Consider the following 17,665-nt stretch of genomic DNA (forward strand, 5'->3'; position numbering starts at 1 on the left):
GGCGGACACGTCAGCAGCGGGTGACTCTCTGCACAAGCCCTCGACAACGATTGTGGAACGGGGCTCGGCACAGAGAGCTGACGGTTCGTCAGATAAACGCTACCGTGGTGGGCATGGAGACCTTCCCGAAGATCATCTCGGTGGACGACCACACGGTGGAGCCCGCTCATGTCTGGCGGGACCGGCTCCCGTCCAAGTACCTCGACCGCGGCCCGCGCATCGTTCGCGCGCCGCTCAAGGAAATGACCTTCATGGGCGGCAAGTTCGCGCCTGTGATGGGTGCGAAGGGCGACGACGGGCCGATCGGCGACTGGTGGGTGTACGAGGATCTGCACCGCCCGCTCACCCGGCTCGACACCGCGGTCGGCTACGACCGGGACGAGATCAGGCTTGAGGTCATCACGTACGAGCAGATGCGCCCGGGTTCGTTCTCGGTCCCCGACCGGCTCGCCGACATGGACGTCAACCACGTCCAGTCCGCCCTCTGCTTCCCCACCTTCCCCCGCTTCTGCGGTCAGACCTTCACCGAAGCGAAGGACCGCGAGCTGGGGCTGCTCGGGGTGCGGGCGTACAACGACTGGATGGTGGAGGAGTGGTGCGGGCCCGAGGCGCGGGGCCGGCTCATCCCGCTCACCCTGATCCCGCTCTGGGACGCGCAGCTGGCCGCGGACGAGGTCCGGCGGAACGCGGCGCGAGGTGTGCGCGCGGTGGCGTTCTCCGAAATACCTCCGCATCTCGGGCTGCCGTCCATTCACACGGACGAGTGGGATCCGTTCCTGCGGGCCTGTGACGAGACGGGGACGGTGATCGCGATGCACATCGGCTCGTCCTCGAAGATGCCGTCCACCTCGGCCGACGCCCCGCCCGCCGTCGGTTCCACCATCACCTTCGCCAACTGCTGCTTCTCGATGGTCGACTGGCTGATGAGCGGCAAGTTCGAACGGTTCCCGAACCTGCGGATCATGTACGCGGAGGGCCAGATCGGCTGGATTCCGTACATCCTGGAACGTGCCGACGTGGTCTGGGAGGAGAACCGGGCCTGGGGCGGCGTCGCCGACAAGGTCCACCGCCCGCCGTCGGAGCTGTTCGCCGAGCACGTCTACGGCTGCTTCTTCGACGATGCCTTCGGGCTGAAGAACCTCGACTCGATCGGCGTCGGGAACGTTCTGTACGAGACGGACTACCCGCACTCCGACTCCACCTGGCCCAAGTCGCGCGAGGTCGGTGAGGCGCAGATGGGGCATCTGGACGCCGATCTCGTGGACCGGATCGTGCGCCGCAACGCGATCGACCTGCTGGGGCTGACGGACGACGGGCTGTGGGCGGGGCCCGGAGGACGGTAGAGGGTGCCGAGGAACGTGGTACCCGGGGGGTGCCACGTTCCTTTCGGCCTACGGGCATCCGGAGGGAGTCAGGCCCTGGTGACCGGCTCCTGGAGTTCCGTCACCCACTTGTCCTGGTCCTCGGGGCACTCCAGGCTGATCTCGCGGGCGTATCCCGCGGACCGGTAGCCGTTGGCGTCGATCCAGCGGGCCAGGGCCTGGGCCGTCGGCAGTACGCCGTCCATCGAACCCCGGTGGACAATGGTCGCCGCCTCGAACGGGGGCAGCTCGACCACCGTGATCCCGGTGTCGCCGAGCGGGCCCACCGGGGCGGAGACCGTCACCCCGGCGTGGACGACGACCGCGCCGCCACCCTCCGCGGCGTCCTCGTAGTGTGCGATCCCGGGGCCGCTCGGGCTGACACCCACCGTGCCCAGCAGCGGGAAGAGCCGGTCGTACAGCGGGCCGATCACCGGAGTGATGTCCTCCGGTTCGTAGCCCGCCGCGGTGCCGGTCAGCTCGGCCACCCGTACCGCAGCAACACTCTTGACCACCACATCGTCCGCAGACATGCGTCCCTCGCTCTCGATCGACCGGAGCCTCGCCTCGACCTGCGCCAGCCGTGCGGCCGCAGCCGCCATGGCCTCCTCCAGCTCCGCCCGCCGCAGCCGCAGCATCCCGCGCAGCTCCTCCGATCCCACCTGCTCGTCGAGGATGGCCTGCACCTGCTGGAGCGTGAAGCCGAGATCCTTGAGGGCGATGATGCGGTTGAGGCGTGCGAGCTGGGCGGCCCCGTAGAAGCGGTAGCCGGTGGCGGGGTCGGTGCGGTCGGGGTGCAGGAGCCCGATGGCGTCGTAGTGGCGCAGCATCCGGGCCGACACCCGTCCGTACCGGGCGAAGTCTCCGATGGTGAACATGATGTCTCCCACTGCACTGCTTCACACGGTGTCAAGGTCAAGCATCGCAGCGCCCCGATGCCGCCGAGAATCGCAGCGCCCCGATGCCGCCGAGAATCGCAGCGCCCCGATGCCGCCGAGAGAGGGGGAAAGGCGGGAGGAAAGGCAGGAGCCCCGCTCCTCCGCCGAGACGGAGGAGCGGGGCTCCTTGGGTACTACTAGCCGGCCGCGATCGGCCGACCCGGGCAACTAGGCCGGGGTGACGTTCTCAGCCTGCGGACCCTTGGGTCCCTGAGTGACGTCGAAGTTCACGACCTGGTTCTCCTCGAGGGAGCGGAACCCGGACGCGTTGATCGCGGAGTAGTGGACGAAGACATCCGGGCCGCCGCCGTCCTGGGCGATGAAGCCGAAGCCCTTTTCAGCGTTGAACCACTTGACGGTTCCGGTAGCCATAAGCCCTCCTTGGGCCAAAGGGTTGCCCTGCTCCAGAACCTGCAAAGAAGTCTGAAAACTACAAAAGCCTGCGGGTTACATGCTCCGCAGGCTCTGTACTGCAAGGGAAACCAAACTGCAACTTGCGTCGAGCCTAGCACGCAGTGTGTACGGAAGGGTAGAGGGAAAGATCACTTCACTCGGATGTTTGATAGCCGTGCCGATGAGCTGACGAAGTGGGTGTCCCGGAGGGTGTTGTGGAGGCGCCTTCAGGCGGTGCGGGGAAGGCTTTGACGCCGCTCCTCCGGGGCGGCATCGGTGCGTCCCTGGAGTGGGGTCGGGTGACGCCCCGCGCACCCGGTGCCGTCCGGGCGGCGCCACGGGTCTAGCCTCGCGATGTGGACCATTCAACCGTCTCAACCGTCGCAGGCGACGGCCGTCGCAGCCGGCCGCGCGTCGGCCACATCCAGTTCCTGAACTGCCTCCCCCTGTACTGGGGACTGGCGAGAACCGGAACCCTGCTCGACCTGGAACTCTCCAAGGACACCCCGGAGAAGCTCAGCGAGCAGCTGATCAGGGGCGATCTGGACATCGGCCCCGTCACGCTGGTGGAGTTCCTCCGCAACGCCGACGACCTGGTCGCCTTCCCGGACATCGCGGTGGGCTGCGACGGGCCCGTCATGTCGTGCGTGATCGTGTCGCAGGTGCCGCTCGACCAGCTGGACCGGGCCCGGGTGGCGCTCGGTTCGACCTCGCGCACCTCCGTGCGTCTGGCCCAGCTGCTGCTCGCCGAGCGGTACGGGGTCAGCCCGGACTACTACACCTGCCCGCCGGACCTCGGCGTGATGATGCAGGAGGCGGACGCCGCCGTACTGATCGGCGACGCCGCGCTGCGCGCCAACCTGCACGACGCACCCCGGCTCGGTCTCCAGGTCCACGACCTGGGCCAGATGTGGAAGGACTGGACCGGGCTGCCGTTCGTCTTCGCGGTCTGGGCGGCCCGCAAGGACTATCTGGCGGCCGAGCCCCACCACGTGAGCAAGGTGCACGAGGCCTTCCTGGCCTCGCGGGACGTCTCCCTGGAGGAGGTCACCAAGGTCGCGGAGCAGGCGGCGCGCTGGGAGGCCTTCGACGCGGAGGTGCTGGAGCGGTACTTCACGACCCTGGACTTCCGCTTCGGCCCGGACCAGCTGGCGGGCGTACAGGAGTTCGCACGCCGGGTCGGTCCGGCGACCGGCTTCCCGGCGGACGTGAAGGTCGAGCTGCTCGGCGGCTGACCGGGCGGCGGGGCGGGGCGGGACGCCGGACGTGCGCCGAGTACGCCGTGCGCGGGAATGGCCGGGGCTATAGGGGAATCCTGTACCTCTGCGGTTGATATCTCTTCCCGCCCCCGCTCTCGCCCCTTCTCCCGGCCCGGCTGTCGATTCGGGTAAATACGCGTCGAATAGCCGATTCCCGGATGGTGTCCGGGGAGAGTCCTGGTCCTGTTCCGGAATCGCTCGGGTGAACGACGCATTCACGCCTTTTGTTGTGTCGAAAGCCGTTGTTCGTTCCCTTAGGGGGGAAATCGGCGGATGGTTTCCCCTGTGACCCGATGACCTTCGCCCCTAGGCTTCGGTCGGAGGTCCGGCCGGTCCACAGGGGGAGTCCATATGCAGCCGCTGGAAGCCGGCGAACCGCTGACCATCGGTGCCTACCGACTGCTCGGCAGGCTCGGTGCGGGCGGAATGGGCCGGGTCTATCTGGGGCGCAGCGCGGGCGGACGTACTGTCGCGGTCAAGGTCGTGCACCCCCACTTCGCTCTCGACGAGCAGTTCCGGGCCCGCTTCCGGCGGGAGGTGGACGCGGCACGGCGGATCGGTGCGCAGTGGACGGCGCCCGTCCTGGACGCCGACCCGGACGCCCCCATTCCATGGGTCGCCACCGGCTATGTGGCCGGGCCCCCGCTGTCCACCGCGGTCGCCGAGCACGGGCCGCTGCCCGAGCACGCGGTGCGGACGCTGGGTGCCGGACTCGGGGAGGCGCTGGCCGCGGTGCACGAGCAGGGCCTCATCCACCGCGATGTGAAGCCGTCCAACGTGCTGCTCGCCCTCGACGGCCCCCGGCTGATCGACTTCGGGATCGCCCACGCCATCGGTGCCACCGCCTCGCTCACCTCCACCGGGGTCTCGGTCGGCTCGCCGGGCTACATGGCACCGGAGCAGATCCGGGGTGAGGGCATCTCGGGCGCGGCCGATGTCTTCTCGCTCGGCGCGGTGCTCGCGTACGCGGCGACCGGTACCGCTCCCTTCCTCGGCGACTCCTCGGCCGTACTGCTCTACAAGGTGGTGCACGAGGAGCCCGAGCTGGGGGAGCTGGAAGGGGAGCTGCGGGACGTCGTCGCCGGGTGTCTGGCGAAGTACCCGGAGGACCGGCCGACCCCCACGGAGCTGGCCCGGCAGCTGGCGCCGGGCGGGGCGGCGGCGCTGGTGGCGGCGGGCTGGCTGCCGGGTCCTCTGGTGCGCGAGGTCAGCCGGGCGGCGGTCGCACTGCTGGACCTGGAACCGCAGGACGCGCCGGTGCAGTCGGGGCCGGTGCCGTTCAGCAGTGCGGCGTGGGGCGCGAACGGCGCCAACGGCGCAGGTGGTGCGGGCGGTGGGTTCGGTCCGCCGATCGAGCCGTTCCCGTCGCATGAACCGGCTCGGCCGCCCCGGCCGAACGGGCCGCCCTCGTGGCCGGCGACCGCCGGTATGGCCGAGTCGGCCGGGACATCGCGGCCGACCGGGTCGTCCGGGCTGCCCGGGCAACGTACGCCCGACCCCCGTTTCTCCGTCACCGTCAGCGCGGACTCCGCCCCGGCCCGCCCCGATGCGAACCGCGGCCGGAGGCTGAGCTGCACCGTCGCCCTCGCCGTGGCGGGCGCCCTCGCCGCCGTGACCGTGGGCAGTGCGTACATCTTCGATCTGATGCCGGGCGGCGGCGGCCGGGACACGGCCGAACACGGCGATGTCGGCCACACCCCGCCGGCCGCCACGCCCTCCGGGCGGCCGTCGCAGCCATCGGACTCGGGCACGGGTGGCCCGGAGCAGATCAGCGAACTCCCGAAGGCGTTCATCGGCACGTGGAAGGGCCCGATCACCGAGAAGACCTCCGGGCAGTCGCACGGCACGCTCACCGCCGTGTTCACCGAGGGGAAGAAAGGCGCGGACGTGGTCCGTATGACCACGGAGGTCAGCGCTCTCGGACTGACCGTCCGCTGCAACAGCGTCGCCAGCCTCTCGTCCGGCACCGACAAGGAACTGACGCTCCGGGAGCGCGCCGATCCGCAGCGCCCCGGCGACCCGACCCTCTGCACCTCCACCACCACCGACGTCCACTTCACACGCGCCGCCGACGGCACCCTCCGCTTCCGGTCCGAGGAGAGCGGCGCGGGACGCCCGTACGGCACGCTCACCCGGTCCGGCAGCTGACCTCGACAGGGGCTGGCGTAGGCTGAACCGGTCCGTAGATCCGTTGAAAAACCGCCGAAAGGTGACAGCCCGGTGACCGAGAAGGCCGACCTTCAGCCCATCCTCGACCGAGCCGCCGAGGGCGGTCGGATCACTCCGGAGGAGGCCCTCGACCTCTACCGGTCGGCGCCGCTGCACGCACTGGGCGCGGCCGCCGATGCCGTACGCCGACGCCGTTACGCCGGTACGGAGCACATCGCGACGTACATCATCGAGCGCAACATCAACTACACGAACGTGTGCGTGACGGCCTGCAAGTTCTGCGCCTTCTACGCCGCGCCCAAGGACACCGCCAAGGGCTGGTCCCGCGACCTCGACGACATCCTGCGCCGCTGCGCGGAGACCGTCGAACTCGGCGGTACGCAGATCATGTTCCAGGGCGGGCACCACCCGGACTACGGCGTCGAGTACTACGAGGAGCACTTCTCCGCCATCAAGAAGGCGTTCCCGCAGCTCGTCATCCACTCGCTCGGCGCCTCCGAGGTCGAGCACATGGCCCGGATCTCCAAGGTCTCCGTCGAAGAGGCCATCCAGCGCATCCACGCAGCCGGTCTCGACTCCTTCGCGGGAGCGGGCGCCGAGCTGCTGCCGGCCAGGCCGCGCAAGGCGATCGCCCCGCTCAAGGAGTCCGGTGAGCGCTGGCTGGAGATCATGGAGGCCGCGCACCGCCTCGGTGTCGAGTCCACCTCCACCATGCTGATGGGCACCGGCGAGACCAACGCCGAGCGCATCGAGCACCTGCGGATGATCCGTGACGTACAGGACCGCACGGGTGGCTTCCGCGCGTTCATCCCGTACACGTACCAGCCGGAGAACAACCACCTGAAGGGCCGGACGCAGGCGACGCTCTTCGAGTACCTGCGGATGATCGCCATCGCCCGGATCTTCCTCGACAACGTCGCGCACATCCAGGGCTCCTGGCTGACCACCGGCAAGGAGGTCGGCCAGCTGTCACTGCACTACGGCGCCGACGACCTCGGCTCGATCATGCTGGAGGAGAACGTCGTCTCCTCGGCCGGTGCCAAGCACCGCTCCAACCGCCTGGAGATCATCGACCTGATCCGCAAGGCGGGCCGCGTACCGGCGCAGCGCGCCACGACGTACGAGCACCTCGTCGTCCACGACGACCCGGCGAACGACCCGGTCGACGAGCGCGTCGTCTCGCACATCTCGTCCACGGCGATCGAGGGCGGCACGGCCCATCCGGAGCTGAAGCTCCTCAACGCCAACTGAGGCCGCCTTGCTGACCGTTCATGCCGCGCCGCTGGTTCTTCCGGTCGGCGCGGCTGCCGTTGCGCAGGGTGCGGTGGCCGTGGAGGGCGACCGGATCGTCGCCCTCGGACCGTACGACGAGGTCGTGGCCGCCCACCCCACGGCCCGGGTCCGCACATGGCCGGGCGTCATCACGCCGGGACTGCGGCAGTGGCACGGGCTGTGGCTGCTCACCCGCTGCTACCACCCCGACCCGCGCGAGGCGGACGCGCTCGGCGACCAGCCGCTGTGGGGCGAGGCGTTCGAGCGGCTGGTCGGTGAAATGGACGCGACGCGGCGGGCGGGCAGCGTACGGCGCGGGCTGCAGCAGATGCTGCGGTACGGCACGACGCACCTCGCGGGCCGCTTTCACGACCCGGCCGTCCGCACTGCCGTTGCCCGCTCGGGTATGACGGAGGTCTCGGTCGTCGGCGCCCCCGGCATCCTGGTCGGCGAACCGAGCCTGGACCCGTTCGTGGAGGGGTACGACCTGCCCGGTTCCGTGCACGGCCCGCTCACCGTCGGCGGCCGCGCCGACCTCGCCGTCTTCGACGTACCCGACGAGGCGGCGCTGTGCGCGGCGGGGGCGGGGCGGTGCGTGGCCACGGTGCTGGGCGGGCGGCTGGTGTACCGGCGGCGCTAGGCGCTCCGGAGCCCGTCAGGGAACGGACGGGCCACTTATGTACCTGCCCGTGGCCGTGTACGGCCAGGCGTTGGCGACGCACCCCTTCAGCCCGTCGATCTGCTGCATCATCGCGGGCGCGTGGCGTCCGGGTCCCGGGCAGGTCTCATGGCCGTGGCCCAGCCAGTGGCCGACCTCGTGATTGATGATCAGCGCCCGGTACTCGGCCAGCGGCCCGTCGAACTGCGGTGACCCCCGCATCCACCGCTTCAGGTTCACCACGACCGTGGTGCCGACACGGCAGTTGACCTCGCCGTGTGTGTTCAGCCCGTACGCCCCGCAGAGCCGGTCGACGGTGTCCGGTGTCGCGATCCGGATCACCAGACCGGCCGGGCCCGAGTCGACCTGCCGGAACGCGTCGTGCCCCGTGCGGGTCCAGCCGCGCGGGTCGCCGAACACCTCGGAGATCGCGGCCGCGGCGGGACGTGTGGCCAGACCGGTGCCCCGCTCCACCTCGACGCGGTAGCGGTGGACGGTGCCGGTGCCATGGCTGCCGGTGCGCGCAGCGGCGGCGGTGACGAACGTACCGGAGCCATGTACGGGCACGGACCCGCGCGAGGTCCGGGACTCGTCCGCCCGCTTCCTCGGCTCGGGCCTCGTCTTCGCCTCGCGTTTCTTCCCGGCGTCGGAGGTGGCACCCGAGGCGGAGGGGAGCGGACGGCCGGGCACGGAACGGGAGTCCGGTCCGGGGGCCGAGGCCGGGGACGACGACACCGCCACCCGGTCCGACGGGGCGTCCGCCACCGCAGACGCCCCATCACCGCCGCCCCACGGCCCCCACACCAGCGCCCCGCAGAGCAGCGCGCCCGGCACCAGCAGAGCACCCATCACCCGTATCCGGGTCCGTCGGCGGCGGGCCCGCCGGGTTGCAGCACGACCCCGGCCCCGCCCCCGGCGGCCCCGTTCCTCACCCGCCATGGACGGACCCCCGCTCCGGCTCCATCGGGAACGCGGCCGCGTACTGCACGAGGCGCAGGAAGCGGGCGTCCCGGGCGACCTGGAGCAGCTGGTCGGCGGTGACCGGCGCCGAGACCATGGCGGAGTCGTCGCCGTCGGCCGAGAGGACGACGGTGCTGTCCTTGACAGCGAAGCGGACACTGACGCCGACGATGTCCTTCCCGCCCTTCGAGCTCCCGACGGCGGTGACGGTGCGGGCCACGATGCCGTCCGGCAGCGCCGCCTTTTCGCACTGGTACTTCTTCTTCGGGCCGTAGTGGCACGGCTCCTGTGCCGGGCTGCCGGACACGTCGCCGGCGGGCTGTATGGAGAAGACGACGGGAAAGACATGCCCCCCGGACCCGCCCTGGTACCGGCTGACGGCCAGGTCGACCGGGCGTACCGTGCCGAAGGCCGCAGGAAGCAGCTCGTCCAGCACGGCCGCCGCCTGCTGCTGGAACTCCTCCTGCCGCCCGCGCTCGGTGGCGGGCAGATCGGCCATGGACGACTCGCCCGGAGTGGGCTGGATGTGGACGGGCGTACGTGACGGCCCGGGGAACGAGGGGAGCGAGGGGGGCGGCGTCGGGAAGTCGGTCGTGGGCCTGGTGGGCACGGGGGACGGGGTCCCGTGCCCCGTGCTCGGTGCGGCAGGCGCCCCGACCCGCGCGGCGCCCTCGCCCGTACCGGCGCCCGTACCCCAGGACGGCAGCGTCACGCCGAGCACTCCGAGCGCCACCACTGCCACCATCCCGCCGCCGATCGCCGCCCGCGCCCTGGTGCGGCGCCTGCGGCCCTCGGCCAGGGCGACCGGCACCAGGTCCGGCAGCGGTGGCGCACCCTCGGCCGCCTCCGCCATGGCCTCCCTCATCAGCCGCGCCTCGCTCTCCTGCGGCGCACCTTCCGGAAACATGTCCATGACGTTCTCCTCAGCTGCGGGTGGTGTAGAGGTGCGGGTCGCCCAGCCGCGTACGAAGCGTGGCGAGCGAGCGTGAGCACTGGCTCTTGACGGTGGACTCGCTGCAGCGCAGCAGCTCGGCGACCGTCTGCACGCCCAGGTCCTCCCAGTAGCGCAGGACGACCATCGCCCGGGCGCGGGGCGGCAGTTCGGCGAGCGCGGTCAGCAGCGTCACCGTCAGCTCGGGGCCCACCGCGGAGGGCGGGGCGTCGACATGGCTGTGGGCCAGGAAGTCGCGGAGCCGGCGCCGGCGCTCGGCGAGATACGTCCGGGTGAGGACGGTGCGCGCATAGGCTGCGGGATGGTCGGCTTTGCTCGCCCGGTGCCAGTACTGGAAGAGCTTGGCCAGCGTCGTCTGGGTCAGATCGCGGGCGCTGTCCGCATCACCGCACAGCAGATATGCGGTCCGGTACAGACGCCGTTGGTTCGCCCGGGCGAACTCCTCGAATCCGGTGGAGTCCCGACTGCCGTCTGCGGTCATCTGTCCCCCTCTCCGGGGTCTCGGTGGTCTCTCACCTCTCTACTGAGTAATGCCGTGGCCAAAAGGTTGAAGCCGAGTTCCGGAACGTTCCGGCGCCGGCGCACGACCGGCGCGAGGCGGCGCCGACCGGGCAGCGGTGTTCGGTGTACGGGCCCTGGCGGCGCTGCGCACCGCAGGCGCCGGGAGCTGCACGGCGACGGTGCTCGGCGGACGGCTGGTCTTCCGCCGGACAGGCCCTGGCCGCCTGGTCGGCCTTCTCCGGGATCACATGCCGAAGGCCCCGGCACCGCAGGTAGGCCCGTGTGCGCCGGTTGCTGTACTGCGCGGCAGCTCAGGGCCGGCCTGCGGGGACCGGGCACGCTCTCTCCCCGAAGAGCAGGCCGTGGTGAGGTTTCTCGGATGTGGCCGCAACCTCGGGGGGTGTCGCACGTCTGGTGGGTTGAAGGCGCACTTCAGCTGTTGTTCCAGACCGCTTTTCCGCCACTTCCTCGGGAGAATCCCATGTCTTCGCACGCCAAGTGGAACCACCGTCTCCGCCCCCGGGTCCTGGGTGCCGTCACCGGTGTCGCGCTGCTGCTGGGCGGCGGCTTCGCCGTGCAGGCCGTTGCCGACTCCGGCGTGAAGCCGGCCGCGCCGAAGGTCACCACGACCGGGGACGCAGCCCCGCAGACCGCGTCGAAGCCCGTCGGCTCGAAGCCCGTCGGCTCGAAGCCCGCCGGTACTCCGAAGGTCGTCGAGGCGGGCAAGCCGGCCGGCGCGGGCAAGCCCGGCACCGTGCCCGTCCCGTCCGATGCGTCCCTGGTGATCCAGCCGGGCAGCGCGGTCCAGAAGTAGCAACAGCGGCAGCACCACGGGGCGGGCCGGCCTTTCCGCAGGCCCGCCCGCCCCTCCCGCGACGGATCGAGGTCCATGCAGTACGCCATTCCCGCAGCGCCACCCTGGTGGTCCCGTCTGCTCTCCCGCATGCCCCGGACCGAGGACGTGCCGAAGCAGGGACATCATCTGCGGGCACTCGGTACGCCGTACGACGACGAGCCGCCGCCCACGCTGACCGAGCTGTACCAGGCACGGCGACTCGACATGGTGCGGCTCGCGCTCTTCCTGGTGGACGATCTGCACACTGCCGAGGATGTCGTCCAGGACGCCTTCGCCGCTGTCTGCCGCATGCACGGCACCTTGCTGGACGGGCTCCAGGACCCCGGGGCCTACCTGTACACCGCCGTGGTCAACGCGGCCCGCTCCGTGCTGCGCAGACGTCGCACCGCCCGTGCCTACAACCCGCCCCACCAGGGTTATGGGCCGCCCGTCGACGAGGGGCTACTGCTCGCCGAGGAGCACCGTCAAGTTCTTGAAGCACTAGCACAGTTGACGAGGCGTCAACGCGAGGTACTGGTGCTGCGCTACTGGTCGGAGCTCACCGAGGCGCAGATCGCGCAGACGCTCGGGCTGTCCCGCGGCACGGTGAAGTCCACTGCGAGCCGCGCGCTGGATGTCCTGGAAAAGAAGCTGAAGGCGGGCCGATGAAGCCGAGTGCCGAAGACCGCCGACTTGCGACCGAGGACCGGCTGCGCGCCGCGCTGGCCGCCCGCGCCGTGCTCGTCACGCACCGCGACCTGCGCCGCGACGCACCTCCGCAGGGACGCAGTTGGGGAGTGCGCCGGGTGCGCAGGGTTGCCTTCGCCGCGCTCGGTGTGGCTGCTGCCGTGGTGGCCGTGTGCCTGCTGGTGCTGCTGCCCGGAAGCCCGCTGGACCCGGCTCCGGTGCCACCCGCTCGCGCCCCGGGCATCAGTGAACCAGTACCGGCCACACCTGCGCGCCCGGCAGGCCCGTCCGATGCGGACTCCCGTGTGATCAGCCCGCCATAGATCATGTCCCGATCGCGGCCGGTACGGCATACTCGCCTGCCCGTCGGCACCTTTGGCGCCGTACCCCGGAACAGCTCCCACGGACCGCCCGCAACCTGCTGCTCTACGCTCCATGTGACGAGGGCGACGAACCTGAATATCACAGCCACCTTCGCGACCGTGATCATCCGGCTTCGCCCGTGATCGCAGAGACAGCCCCTGGGCCCGTCCGACGGACGGGCCCGTCACGGTACCGACGGGCCGCCCAGGTAATGCCCCTTGGCGTCGTACGGCCAGGGGTTGGAGACGCACCCCTTCAGTCCGTAGATCTGCTGCATCATCGCGGGGGCGGGGCGGCCCTTGCCCGGGCAGGTCTCGTGGCCGTGGCCCAGCCAGTGTCCGACCTCGTGGTTGATGATGAGGGCCCGGTAGTCGGCGAGCGGGCCGTGGAATTCGGGTGATCCCTGCTGCCAGCGCTTGAGGTTGACCATGACGTCGGCGCCGACCCGGCAGTTGACCTCGCCGTGGGTGTCCAGGCCGCTCCGCCCGCAGATGGCGTCGGTGGTCCTGGGGGTGGCGATACGGATGACCAGTCCCGCCGGACCGTCGGTCACCTGGCGGAAGGTGTGCTCGCCGTGGTGCGACCAGCCCCGTGGCGCGGCCAGGATGCGGGCGATCTCGGCGGCGGCACGGTCGGGATCGACGCCCGAACCGTCCTCCACCTCGACCCGGTAGGCGTTGCCCCTGCCGGTGTCCGGGGCGCCTGCGCGGGCGACGGTGAACGTGCCGACGTCCGACGAGGTCCCGGACGCGGACGGTGCGGCCGTCTTCCCCCCGGCGTCGGTGCTCCACCGGGGCCCCACCACAGCGGCGGCACAGATCAGCGCCGCCGGGACGACAACAGCGACGAACAACCCTTTCCGGCCGCGTTCCGGCCGTAGCCGCCGACGTGCCCCCTGTGCGGACATCTGGGCTCCCCCCTGGTTCCCGATGGCACTGTGTTCTGTGTCCCCTCTGTACTGACTGCCGATGGACCCAATTGGTTCAGTCCACCCGGCGCCGACTCGCGACCGGCGCGAAGCACCGCGGACCGGGCTGCTTGAATGGGTGGGTGACCCGAGCCTCCCTGGACAAGCAGCCGCACGAAGTCGCCACGATGTTCGACGACGTGGCGGCGAACTACGACCTCACCAACGATGTGCTGTCGCTCGGCCAGGCCCGGCTGTGGCGCAAGGAGGTCGCGAAGGCGGTGCACGCCCGACCCGCGGAGAAGGTCCTCGACCTGGCCGCGGGCACGGCGACGTCCTCGCTGCCCTTCGCCGCGACGGGCGCGTACGTCGTGCCCTGCGACTTCTCCCTCGGCATGCTGCAGGAGGGCAAGAAGCGCAACTCCTGGCTCCCCTTCACCGCGGGCGACGCCACCAGGCTGCCGTTCCGCGACGAGACCTTCGACGCGGTGACGATCTCCTTCGGGCTGCGCAACGTCCAGGACACGGATGCGGCGCTGCGCGAGCTGTACCGGGTGACGAAGCCGGGCGGCCGGGTGGTGATCTGCGAGTTCTCGCAGCCGACCTGGACGCCGTTTCGCACGGTGTACACCGAGTACCTGATGCGGGCGCTGCCGCCGGTCGCGCGCGCGGTTTCGTCCAACCCCGACGCGTACGTCTATCTCGCCGAGTCCATCCGCGCCTGGCCCGACCAGGCCGGACTTGCGGCGAAGCTCCAGCGGGCCGGCTGGTCGAAGGTCGCCTGGCGCAATCTCACCGGTGGTGTGGTGGCGCTGCACCGGGGCGTACGCCCCTGAAGCAACGCTCCGGTGACTCCCGTTGAGGGGAACCGGACGGTGGGGAAGATGTGTCCGTCGATACGCCGCACGTCTTCCCCGTCCCCGTTCTGCCGCCGGAGCTCTCATGCCCCGTCCGACAGTCCGAGCCCGCCGGCCCTGGCCACCTGGATGCTCAACGACATCGACTGATCCGGCTCGTCACGCATTCAGCGCCAGCCGGAAGCACTGCACCACCTGTCCCGCCCGCTCAGTCGTGAAGCTCTCCGCCCGCTCCATCCCCAGCCGCCGGGCCACGGCGATCGACCGTTCGTTGCGCGCGTCGATCGTCGCCACCACCTTCTCCACCCCGGCGGCGCGCAGCCGTTCCAGGGTGAGGCGCGCGGCGGCGGTGGCGTAACCCCGGCCCCAGGCGGAGCGGGCCAGCCGCCAGCCGATCTCGATCTCGCCCACCGGGCCGTACTCGGTCTGCGGCCAGGGCTGGGCGCCGGTGAAGCCGGCCACGTCGCCGTCCTCGCCGAGCACCGTCCACAGGCAGTAGCCCAGCTCGGCGTCGAGTCGGCGCTGGCGGGCGGTCCACTCCTCGTACATCGAAATCTCCTCCGACGTCCCGCCGAAGAACTCCATCACCTCGGGGTCGTCGAACGCGCGGTGCCAGGACAGCGCGTCCTCGTCGGTGGGGACGCGCAACTGTACGGAGGGAGCGGCGGAAGGCGCGGTCGACATCGGGGAGCCCTTCGGAAGGTCGGTCAGCAGGCCCCCATAGACTGCACGGGACAGGTGCCGCGCGGCACGCGATTTCGAGTCTTCGGGAGATCCGACCGTGACCGAGCAGCCCCTCTCCGAACACAGCGCGGATGTGATCGTCGTCGGGGCAGGCCCGGCCGGCTCCACGACCGCGTACTACCTCGCCAAGGCCGGACTGGACGTTCTGCTCCTGGAGAAGACGGCCTTCCCCCGCGAGAAGGTCTGCGGCGACGGACTCACCCCGCGCGCCACCAAGCAGCTCGTCTCCATGGGCATCGACATCTCCGAAGAGGCCGGCTGGCTGCGCAACAAGGGCCTGCGCATCATCGGCGGCGGCGTCCGCCTCCAGCTGGACTGGCCCGATCTCGCCTCGTACCCGGACTACGGACTGGTCCGCAAGCGCGACGACTTCGACGAGCAACTGGCCCGCCAGGCGCAGAAGGCGGGCGCGCGGCTGTACGAGCGCTGCAATGTCGGCGCCCCGATCGTCGACGACCGCACCGGCCGCATCACCGGCGTCAACGCGAAGCTCGGCGAGGAGAAGACCCCGGTCACCTTCCACGCCCCGCTCGTCGTCGCCGCCGACGGCAACTCCACCCGGCTGTCGCTCGCCATGGGCCTGCACCGCCGCGAGGACCGCCCGATGGGCGTGGCCGTGCGTACGTACTTCACCTCGCCCCGCCACGACGACGACTACCTGGAGTCCTGGCTGGAGCTGTGGGACCGGCGCGGCCCCCAGGACAGGCTGCTGCCCGGCTACGGCTGGATCTTCGGCATGGGCGACGGCACGTCCAACGTCGGCCTCGGCATCCTCAACTCCTCCTCCGCATTCAAGGAGCTGGACTGGCGCGAGGTCCTCAAGGCGTGGTGCGCGTCGATGCCGGAGGACTGGGGCTACACCCCGGAGAACATGACGACGCCGATCCGCGGTGCCGCCCTCCCGATGGCCTTCAACCGCCAGCCGCACTACACCAAGGGCCTGCTGCTGGTCGGTGACGCGGGCGGCATGGTCAACCCGTTCAACGGCGAAGGCATCGCGTACGCCATGGAGTCGGGCCAGATCGCCGCGGACGTCATCGTCCAGGCCCACGCCCGTGCGACCCCGGCCCAGCGCGAACTGGTGCTGAACAACTACCCGAAGGTGCTCAAGGAGACCTACGGCGGCTACTACACGATGGGCCGCGCCTTCGTGAAGCTGATCGGCAACCCCAAGGTCATGAAGGTCGCCACCCAGCGCGGCCTGACGCACCCCCTGCTGATGAAGTTCACCCTGAAGATGCTCGCCAACCTCACCGACCCCACGGGCGGCGACGCGATGGACCGCATCATCAACGGCCTCTCGAAGGTGGCCCCGAAGGCCTGAGCCGCCATCCGGACCGGCCACGGCCGTGCTCAGTCGGTGAGCGCGGCCGTGGCCGGCCGGTCCTTTTGATGTACGTATGCCCACGGAGGAGCAGCGACCGGCTGCCGGTCGCTGCGGCACAGGAAGGCATCGAGTTGTTGACCGGACTACCGGGTTCAGCCCACTGAACCTCAGTTGCACGTGGCTTTGGGACGCCGCAGAAGCCGGCTGCGGGCAGTAAAGATCAGCAGGGCCCCACCCGCCAGAAATGCCGACCGCAGCGTCTTCCTACCGTGCTCCGGCCGCACCCTGTGTTGGGTCCACGCGCTCAAGCTTGGTCCAGCCGGTCCAGCCTCGCTTCGTCAGCAACTCGATCAGCCGACGGGTCGGCGGCAGGGTGTCGAACACATCATTCTCCTAGTTCGCAGCCCGGGTCCGATAGAGACGCCGCGACCAGAGGTAGCCGACCAGCCCGATCACCACACACCAGCCGATGGCCCCGAGCACGTCCGAACCACCCGGTGATCCGGCAAGCAGACCGCGGAAGGCGTTCATGATCGGCGTGAACGGCTGGTACCCGGCGAACCACCGCAGCCCGGTCGGCATTGACTCGACCGGCACGAACCCGCTGCCCACGAACGGCAGCATGATGAAGATCACCGGCCAGTTGCTCGCGGCCTCCGGGTTCGGGCTGGCCAGCCCCAGCGCCACGGTGAACCAGGTCATCGCGAACGACAGCAGCGCGAGCAGACCGGCCAGGCCCAACCACTGCATCGCCGAGGCGGCGGTCTCCAAACCGAGCAGGAACGCCACGCCAAAGACCGTTGCGAGTGCCAGCGCGGTCTGGACCATCGCGCCCAGCACGTGGCCGGTGAGCACCGAGGCCCTGGCGATGGCCATGGTCCGGAACCGGTCGATGATCCCGCCTGTCATGTCGGTGGCGACCGAGACCGCGGTGCTGATGGACACGCTTGCCACCGCCATCACCAAGATCCCGGGAGTGATGAACGTCAGGTAGTCGCCGCGGTCCCCCGCCGGGGCTCCGGGCAGACCCGCGCCCATGGTGCCGCCGAAGACGTAGACGAACAGCAGCAGGAACAGCAGCAGGAACAGCAGCGGCAGGTGGGGTGGGGAAAATTATCCGTCCAACCGCAACACCAGCTCGTCGATCTCCGCTCCCCGCGCGTTCGCGAAGCCCCGGTCCTCGCCGACGACCTTGAAGCCGCACTTCTCCAGGACCCGCACCGATCCGGTGTTGTCCGCCGCCGCCCGGGCGAGCAGCGGGCGTTCGGGGACCTCGGCGAGCAGCCCCCACAGCGCCGCGGTCGCGATGCCCCGCCCCCAGTAGTAGCGATCGATGAAGTACGTGACCTCCCGCTCGCCCGGCTCGCCGTACACGGCCGCGTGCCCGACCACATCGCCGTCCGCGAGCACGGTGCGGGTGACGACGTCGGGCGAGGCGAGGATGCGCTTCCAATGCGCGTCGAAGTGGGCCCGGTCCGTCGG

19 protein-coding genes are annotated in these 17,665 nt (G+C 70.5%); 10 read left to right on the forward strand and 9 right to left on the reverse strand.

Annotation, left to right across the window (positions count from 1 at the left end):
• Positions 1-113: 113 nt before the first annotated feature.
• Positions 114-1,343 carry an amidohydrolase family protein gene (locus ACIPEK_RS09155; RefSeq protein ID WP_401992673.1) on the forward strand — a complete coding sequence of 410 codons (1,230 nt, stop codon included), beginning with the start codon at positions 114-116 and terminating at the stop codon, positions 1,341-1,343.
• Between the two features lie 68 nt (positions 1,344-1,411).
• On the opposite strand, the gene ACIPEK_RS09160 is transcribed toward ACIPEK_RS09155, so the two are convergent.
• Together ACIPEK_RS09160 and ACIPEK_RS09165 are read right to left on the reverse strand one after the other, a co-directional pair.
• Positions 1,412-2,239 (reverse strand): MerR family transcriptional regulator, encoded by an 828-nt coding sequence (locus ACIPEK_RS09160; protein WP_401992676.1) that lies wholly within the window; start codon positions 2,237-2,239, stop codon positions 1,412-1,414.
• Positions 2,240-2,467: 228 nt separating this feature from the next.
• On the reverse strand, positions 2,468-2,671 hold the full coding sequence (locus ACIPEK_RS09165; RefSeq protein ID WP_003967102.1) for a cold-shock protein: 204 nt from the start codon (positions 2,669-2,671) through the stop codon (positions 2,468-2,470).
• 377 nt (positions 2,672-3,048) lie between these two features.
• On the opposite strand from ACIPEK_RS09165, the gene ACIPEK_RS09170 reads away from it, so the two are divergent.
• The 4 genes from ACIPEK_RS09170 to ACIPEK_RS09185 all read left to right on the forward strand — a co-directional run bounded on the left by ACIPEK_RS09170 (position 3,049) and on the right by ACIPEK_RS09185 (position 8,032).
• Positions 3,049-3,927, forward strand: coding sequence for a menaquinone biosynthetic enzyme MqnA/MqnD family protein (locus ACIPEK_RS09170; RefSeq protein WP_401992679.1), 879 nt, complete (start codon positions 3,049-3,051; stop codon positions 3,925-3,927).
• Positions 3,928-4,302: 375 nt separating this feature from the next.
• The gene (locus ACIPEK_RS09175; RefSeq protein ID WP_401992682.1) at positions 4,303-6,099 is read left to right on the forward strand and encodes a protein kinase; all 1,797 of its coding nucleotides are present in this window, start codon (positions 4,303-4,305) and stop codon (positions 6,097-6,099) included.
• A gap of 72 nt (positions 6,100-6,171) precedes the next feature.
• Positions 6,172-7,371 (forward strand): cyclic dehypoxanthinyl futalosine synthase, encoded by a 1,200-nt coding sequence (gene mqnC, locus ACIPEK_RS09180; RefSeq protein WP_093894616.1) that lies wholly within the window; start codon positions 6,172-6,174, stop codon positions 7,369-7,371.
• Positions 7,372-7,378: 7 nt separating this feature from the next.
• Positions 7,379-8,032: an imidazolonepropionase-like domain-containing protein gene (locus tag ACIPEK_RS09185; protein ID WP_401992685.1), complete on the forward strand. Its 654-nt coding sequence runs from the start codon at positions 7,379-7,381 to the stop codon at positions 8,030-8,032.
• 15 nt (positions 8,033-8,047) lie between these two features.
• Here ACIPEK_RS09185 and ACIPEK_RS09190 read toward each other — a convergent pair whose 3' ends face one another.
• The 3 genes from ACIPEK_RS09190 to ACIPEK_RS09200 all read right to left on the reverse strand — a co-directional run bounded on the left by ACIPEK_RS09190 (position 8,048) and on the right by ACIPEK_RS09200 (position 10,443).
• Complete coding sequence (locus tag ACIPEK_RS09190; RefSeq protein WP_401992688.1) at positions 8,048-8,899, reverse strand: DUF3152 domain-containing protein; 852 nt, start codon at positions 8,897-8,899, stop codon at positions 8,048-8,050.
• 79 nt (positions 8,900-8,978) lie between these two features.
• Positions 8,979-9,923: a hypothetical protein gene (locus tag ACIPEK_RS09195; RefSeq protein ID WP_401992691.1), complete on the reverse strand. Its 945-nt coding sequence runs from the start codon at positions 9,921-9,923 to the stop codon at positions 8,979-8,981.
• Positions 9,924-9,933: 10 nt separating this feature from the next.
• Complete coding sequence (locus ACIPEK_RS09200) at positions 9,934-10,443, reverse strand: SigE family RNA polymerase sigma factor (protein ID WP_401992694.1); 510 nt, start codon at positions 10,441-10,443, stop codon at positions 9,934-9,936.
• A 501-nt stretch (positions 10,444-10,944) separates the two neighbouring features.
• Here ACIPEK_RS09200 and ACIPEK_RS09205 point away from each other — a divergent pair.
• From ACIPEK_RS09205 to ACIPEK_RS09215, 3 genes are all read left to right on the forward strand, one after another.
• Entirely contained in the window at positions 10,945-11,277 is a 333-nt protein-coding gene (locus ACIPEK_RS09205) for a hypothetical protein (protein ID WP_401992697.1), read from the forward strand.
• Positions 11,278-11,352: 75 nt separating this feature from the next.
• Positions 11,353-11,967 carry an RNA polymerase sigma factor gene (locus ACIPEK_RS09210; protein ID WP_401992700.1) on the forward strand — a complete coding sequence of 205 codons (615 nt, stop codon included), beginning with the start codon at positions 11,353-11,355 and terminating at the stop codon, positions 11,965-11,967.
• A complete protein-coding gene (locus tag ACIPEK_RS09215; RefSeq protein ID WP_401992703.1) occupies positions 11,964-12,308 on the forward strand; it encodes a hypothetical protein in 345 nt (114 codons plus the stop codon). The genes ACIPEK_RS09210 and ACIPEK_RS09215 overlap by 4 nt, the downstream gene beginning before the upstream one ends.
• Before the next feature lie 224 nt (positions 12,309-12,532).
• Here the strand turns inward: ACIPEK_RS09215 and ACIPEK_RS09220 are convergent, their stop codons facing one another.
• Complete coding sequence (locus ACIPEK_RS09220; protein WP_401992740.1) at positions 12,533-13,153, reverse strand: DUF3152 domain-containing protein; 621 nt, start codon at positions 13,151-13,153, stop codon at positions 12,533-12,535.
• Between the two features lie 245 nt (positions 13,154-13,398).
• Between ACIPEK_RS09220 and ACIPEK_RS09225 the strand changes: the two genes are divergently transcribed.
• Positions 13,399-14,091, forward strand: coding sequence for a demethylmenaquinone methyltransferase (locus ACIPEK_RS09225; RefSeq protein ID WP_383073457.1), 693 nt, complete (start codon positions 13,399-13,401; stop codon positions 14,089-14,091).
• Positions 14,092-14,271: 180 nt separating this feature from the next.
• On the opposite strand, the gene ACIPEK_RS09230 is transcribed toward ACIPEK_RS09225, so the two are convergent.
• Complete coding sequence (locus ACIPEK_RS09230; RefSeq protein WP_383073460.1) at positions 14,272-14,796, reverse strand: GNAT family N-acetyltransferase; 525 nt, start codon at positions 14,794-14,796, stop codon at positions 14,272-14,274.
• A gap of 97 nt (positions 14,797-14,893) precedes the next feature.
• On the opposite strand from ACIPEK_RS09230, the gene ACIPEK_RS09235 reads away from it, so the two are divergent.
• Positions 14,894-16,180 (forward strand): geranylgeranyl reductase family protein, encoded by a 1,287-nt coding sequence (locus ACIPEK_RS09235; protein ID WP_401992708.1) that lies wholly within the window; start codon positions 14,894-14,896, stop codon positions 16,178-16,180.
• Positions 16,181-16,576: 396 nt separating this feature from the next.
• Here ACIPEK_RS09235 and ACIPEK_RS09240 read toward each other — a convergent pair whose 3' ends face one another.
• Both ACIPEK_RS09240 and ACIPEK_RS09245 read right to left on the reverse strand, forming a co-directional pair.
• Positions 16,577-17,281, reverse strand: coding sequence for an ABC transporter permease (locus ACIPEK_RS09240; protein WP_401992743.1), 705 nt, complete (start codon positions 17,279-17,281; stop codon positions 16,577-16,579).
• Between the two features lie 15 nt (positions 17,282-17,296).
• A partial coding sequence (locus ACIPEK_RS09245; RefSeq protein ID WP_401992711.1) for a GNAT family N-acetyltransferase occupies positions 17,297-17,665 on the reverse strand: 369 nt, incomplete at its 5' end.

The sequence above is a fragment of the Streptomyces sp. NPDC088246 genome (genome assembly GCF_044741025.1).
Taxonomy (GTDB): Bacteria; Actinomycetota; Actinomycetes; order Streptomycetales; family Streptomycetaceae; genus Streptomyces.

Coding starts and splice junctions, on each gene's coding strand:
- ACIPEK_RS09210 (WP_401992700.1), top strand. CDS start 11,353: ATGCAGTACGCCATTCCCGCAGCGCCACCCTGGTGGTCCCGTCTGCTC.
- ACIPEK_RS09205 (WP_401992697.1), top strand. CDS start 10,945: ATGTCTTCGCACGCCAAGTGGAACCACCGTCTCCGCCCCCGGGTCCTG.
- ACIPEK_RS09200 (WP_401992694.1), bottom strand. CDS start 10,443: ATGACCGCAGACGGCAGTCGGGACTCCACCGGATTCGAGGAGTTCGCC.
- ACIPEK_RS09160 (WP_401992676.1), bottom strand. CDS start 2,239: ATGTTCACCATCGGAGACTTCGCCCGGTACGGACGGGTGTCGGCCCGG.
- ACIPEK_RS09230 (WP_383073460.1), bottom strand. CDS start 14,796: ATGTCGACCGCGCCTTCCGCCGCTCCCTCCGTACAGTTGCGCGTCCCC.
- ACIPEK_RS09155 (WP_401992673.1), top strand. CDS start 114: ATGGAGACCTTCCCGAAGATCATCTCGGTGGACGACCACACGGTGGAG.
- ACIPEK_RS09175 (WP_401992682.1), top strand. CDS start 4,303: ATGCAGCCGCTGGAAGCCGGCGAACCGCTGACCATCGGTGCCTACCGA.
- ACIPEK_RS09215 (WP_401992703.1), top strand. CDS start 11,964: ATGAAGCCGAGTGCCGAAGACCGCCGACTTGCGACCGAGGACCGGCTG.
- ACIPEK_RS09190 (WP_401992688.1), bottom strand. CDS start 8,899: ATGGGTGCTCTGCTGGTGCCGGGCGCGCTGCTCTGCGGGGCGCTGGTG.
- ACIPEK_RS09195 (WP_401992691.1), bottom strand. CDS start 9,923: ATGGACATGTTTCCGGAAGGTGCGCCGCAGGAGAGCGAGGCGCGGCTG.
- ACIPEK_RS09165 (WP_003967102.1), bottom strand. CDS start 2,671: ATGGCTACCGGAACCGTCAAGTGGTTCAACGCTGAAAAGGGCTTCGGC.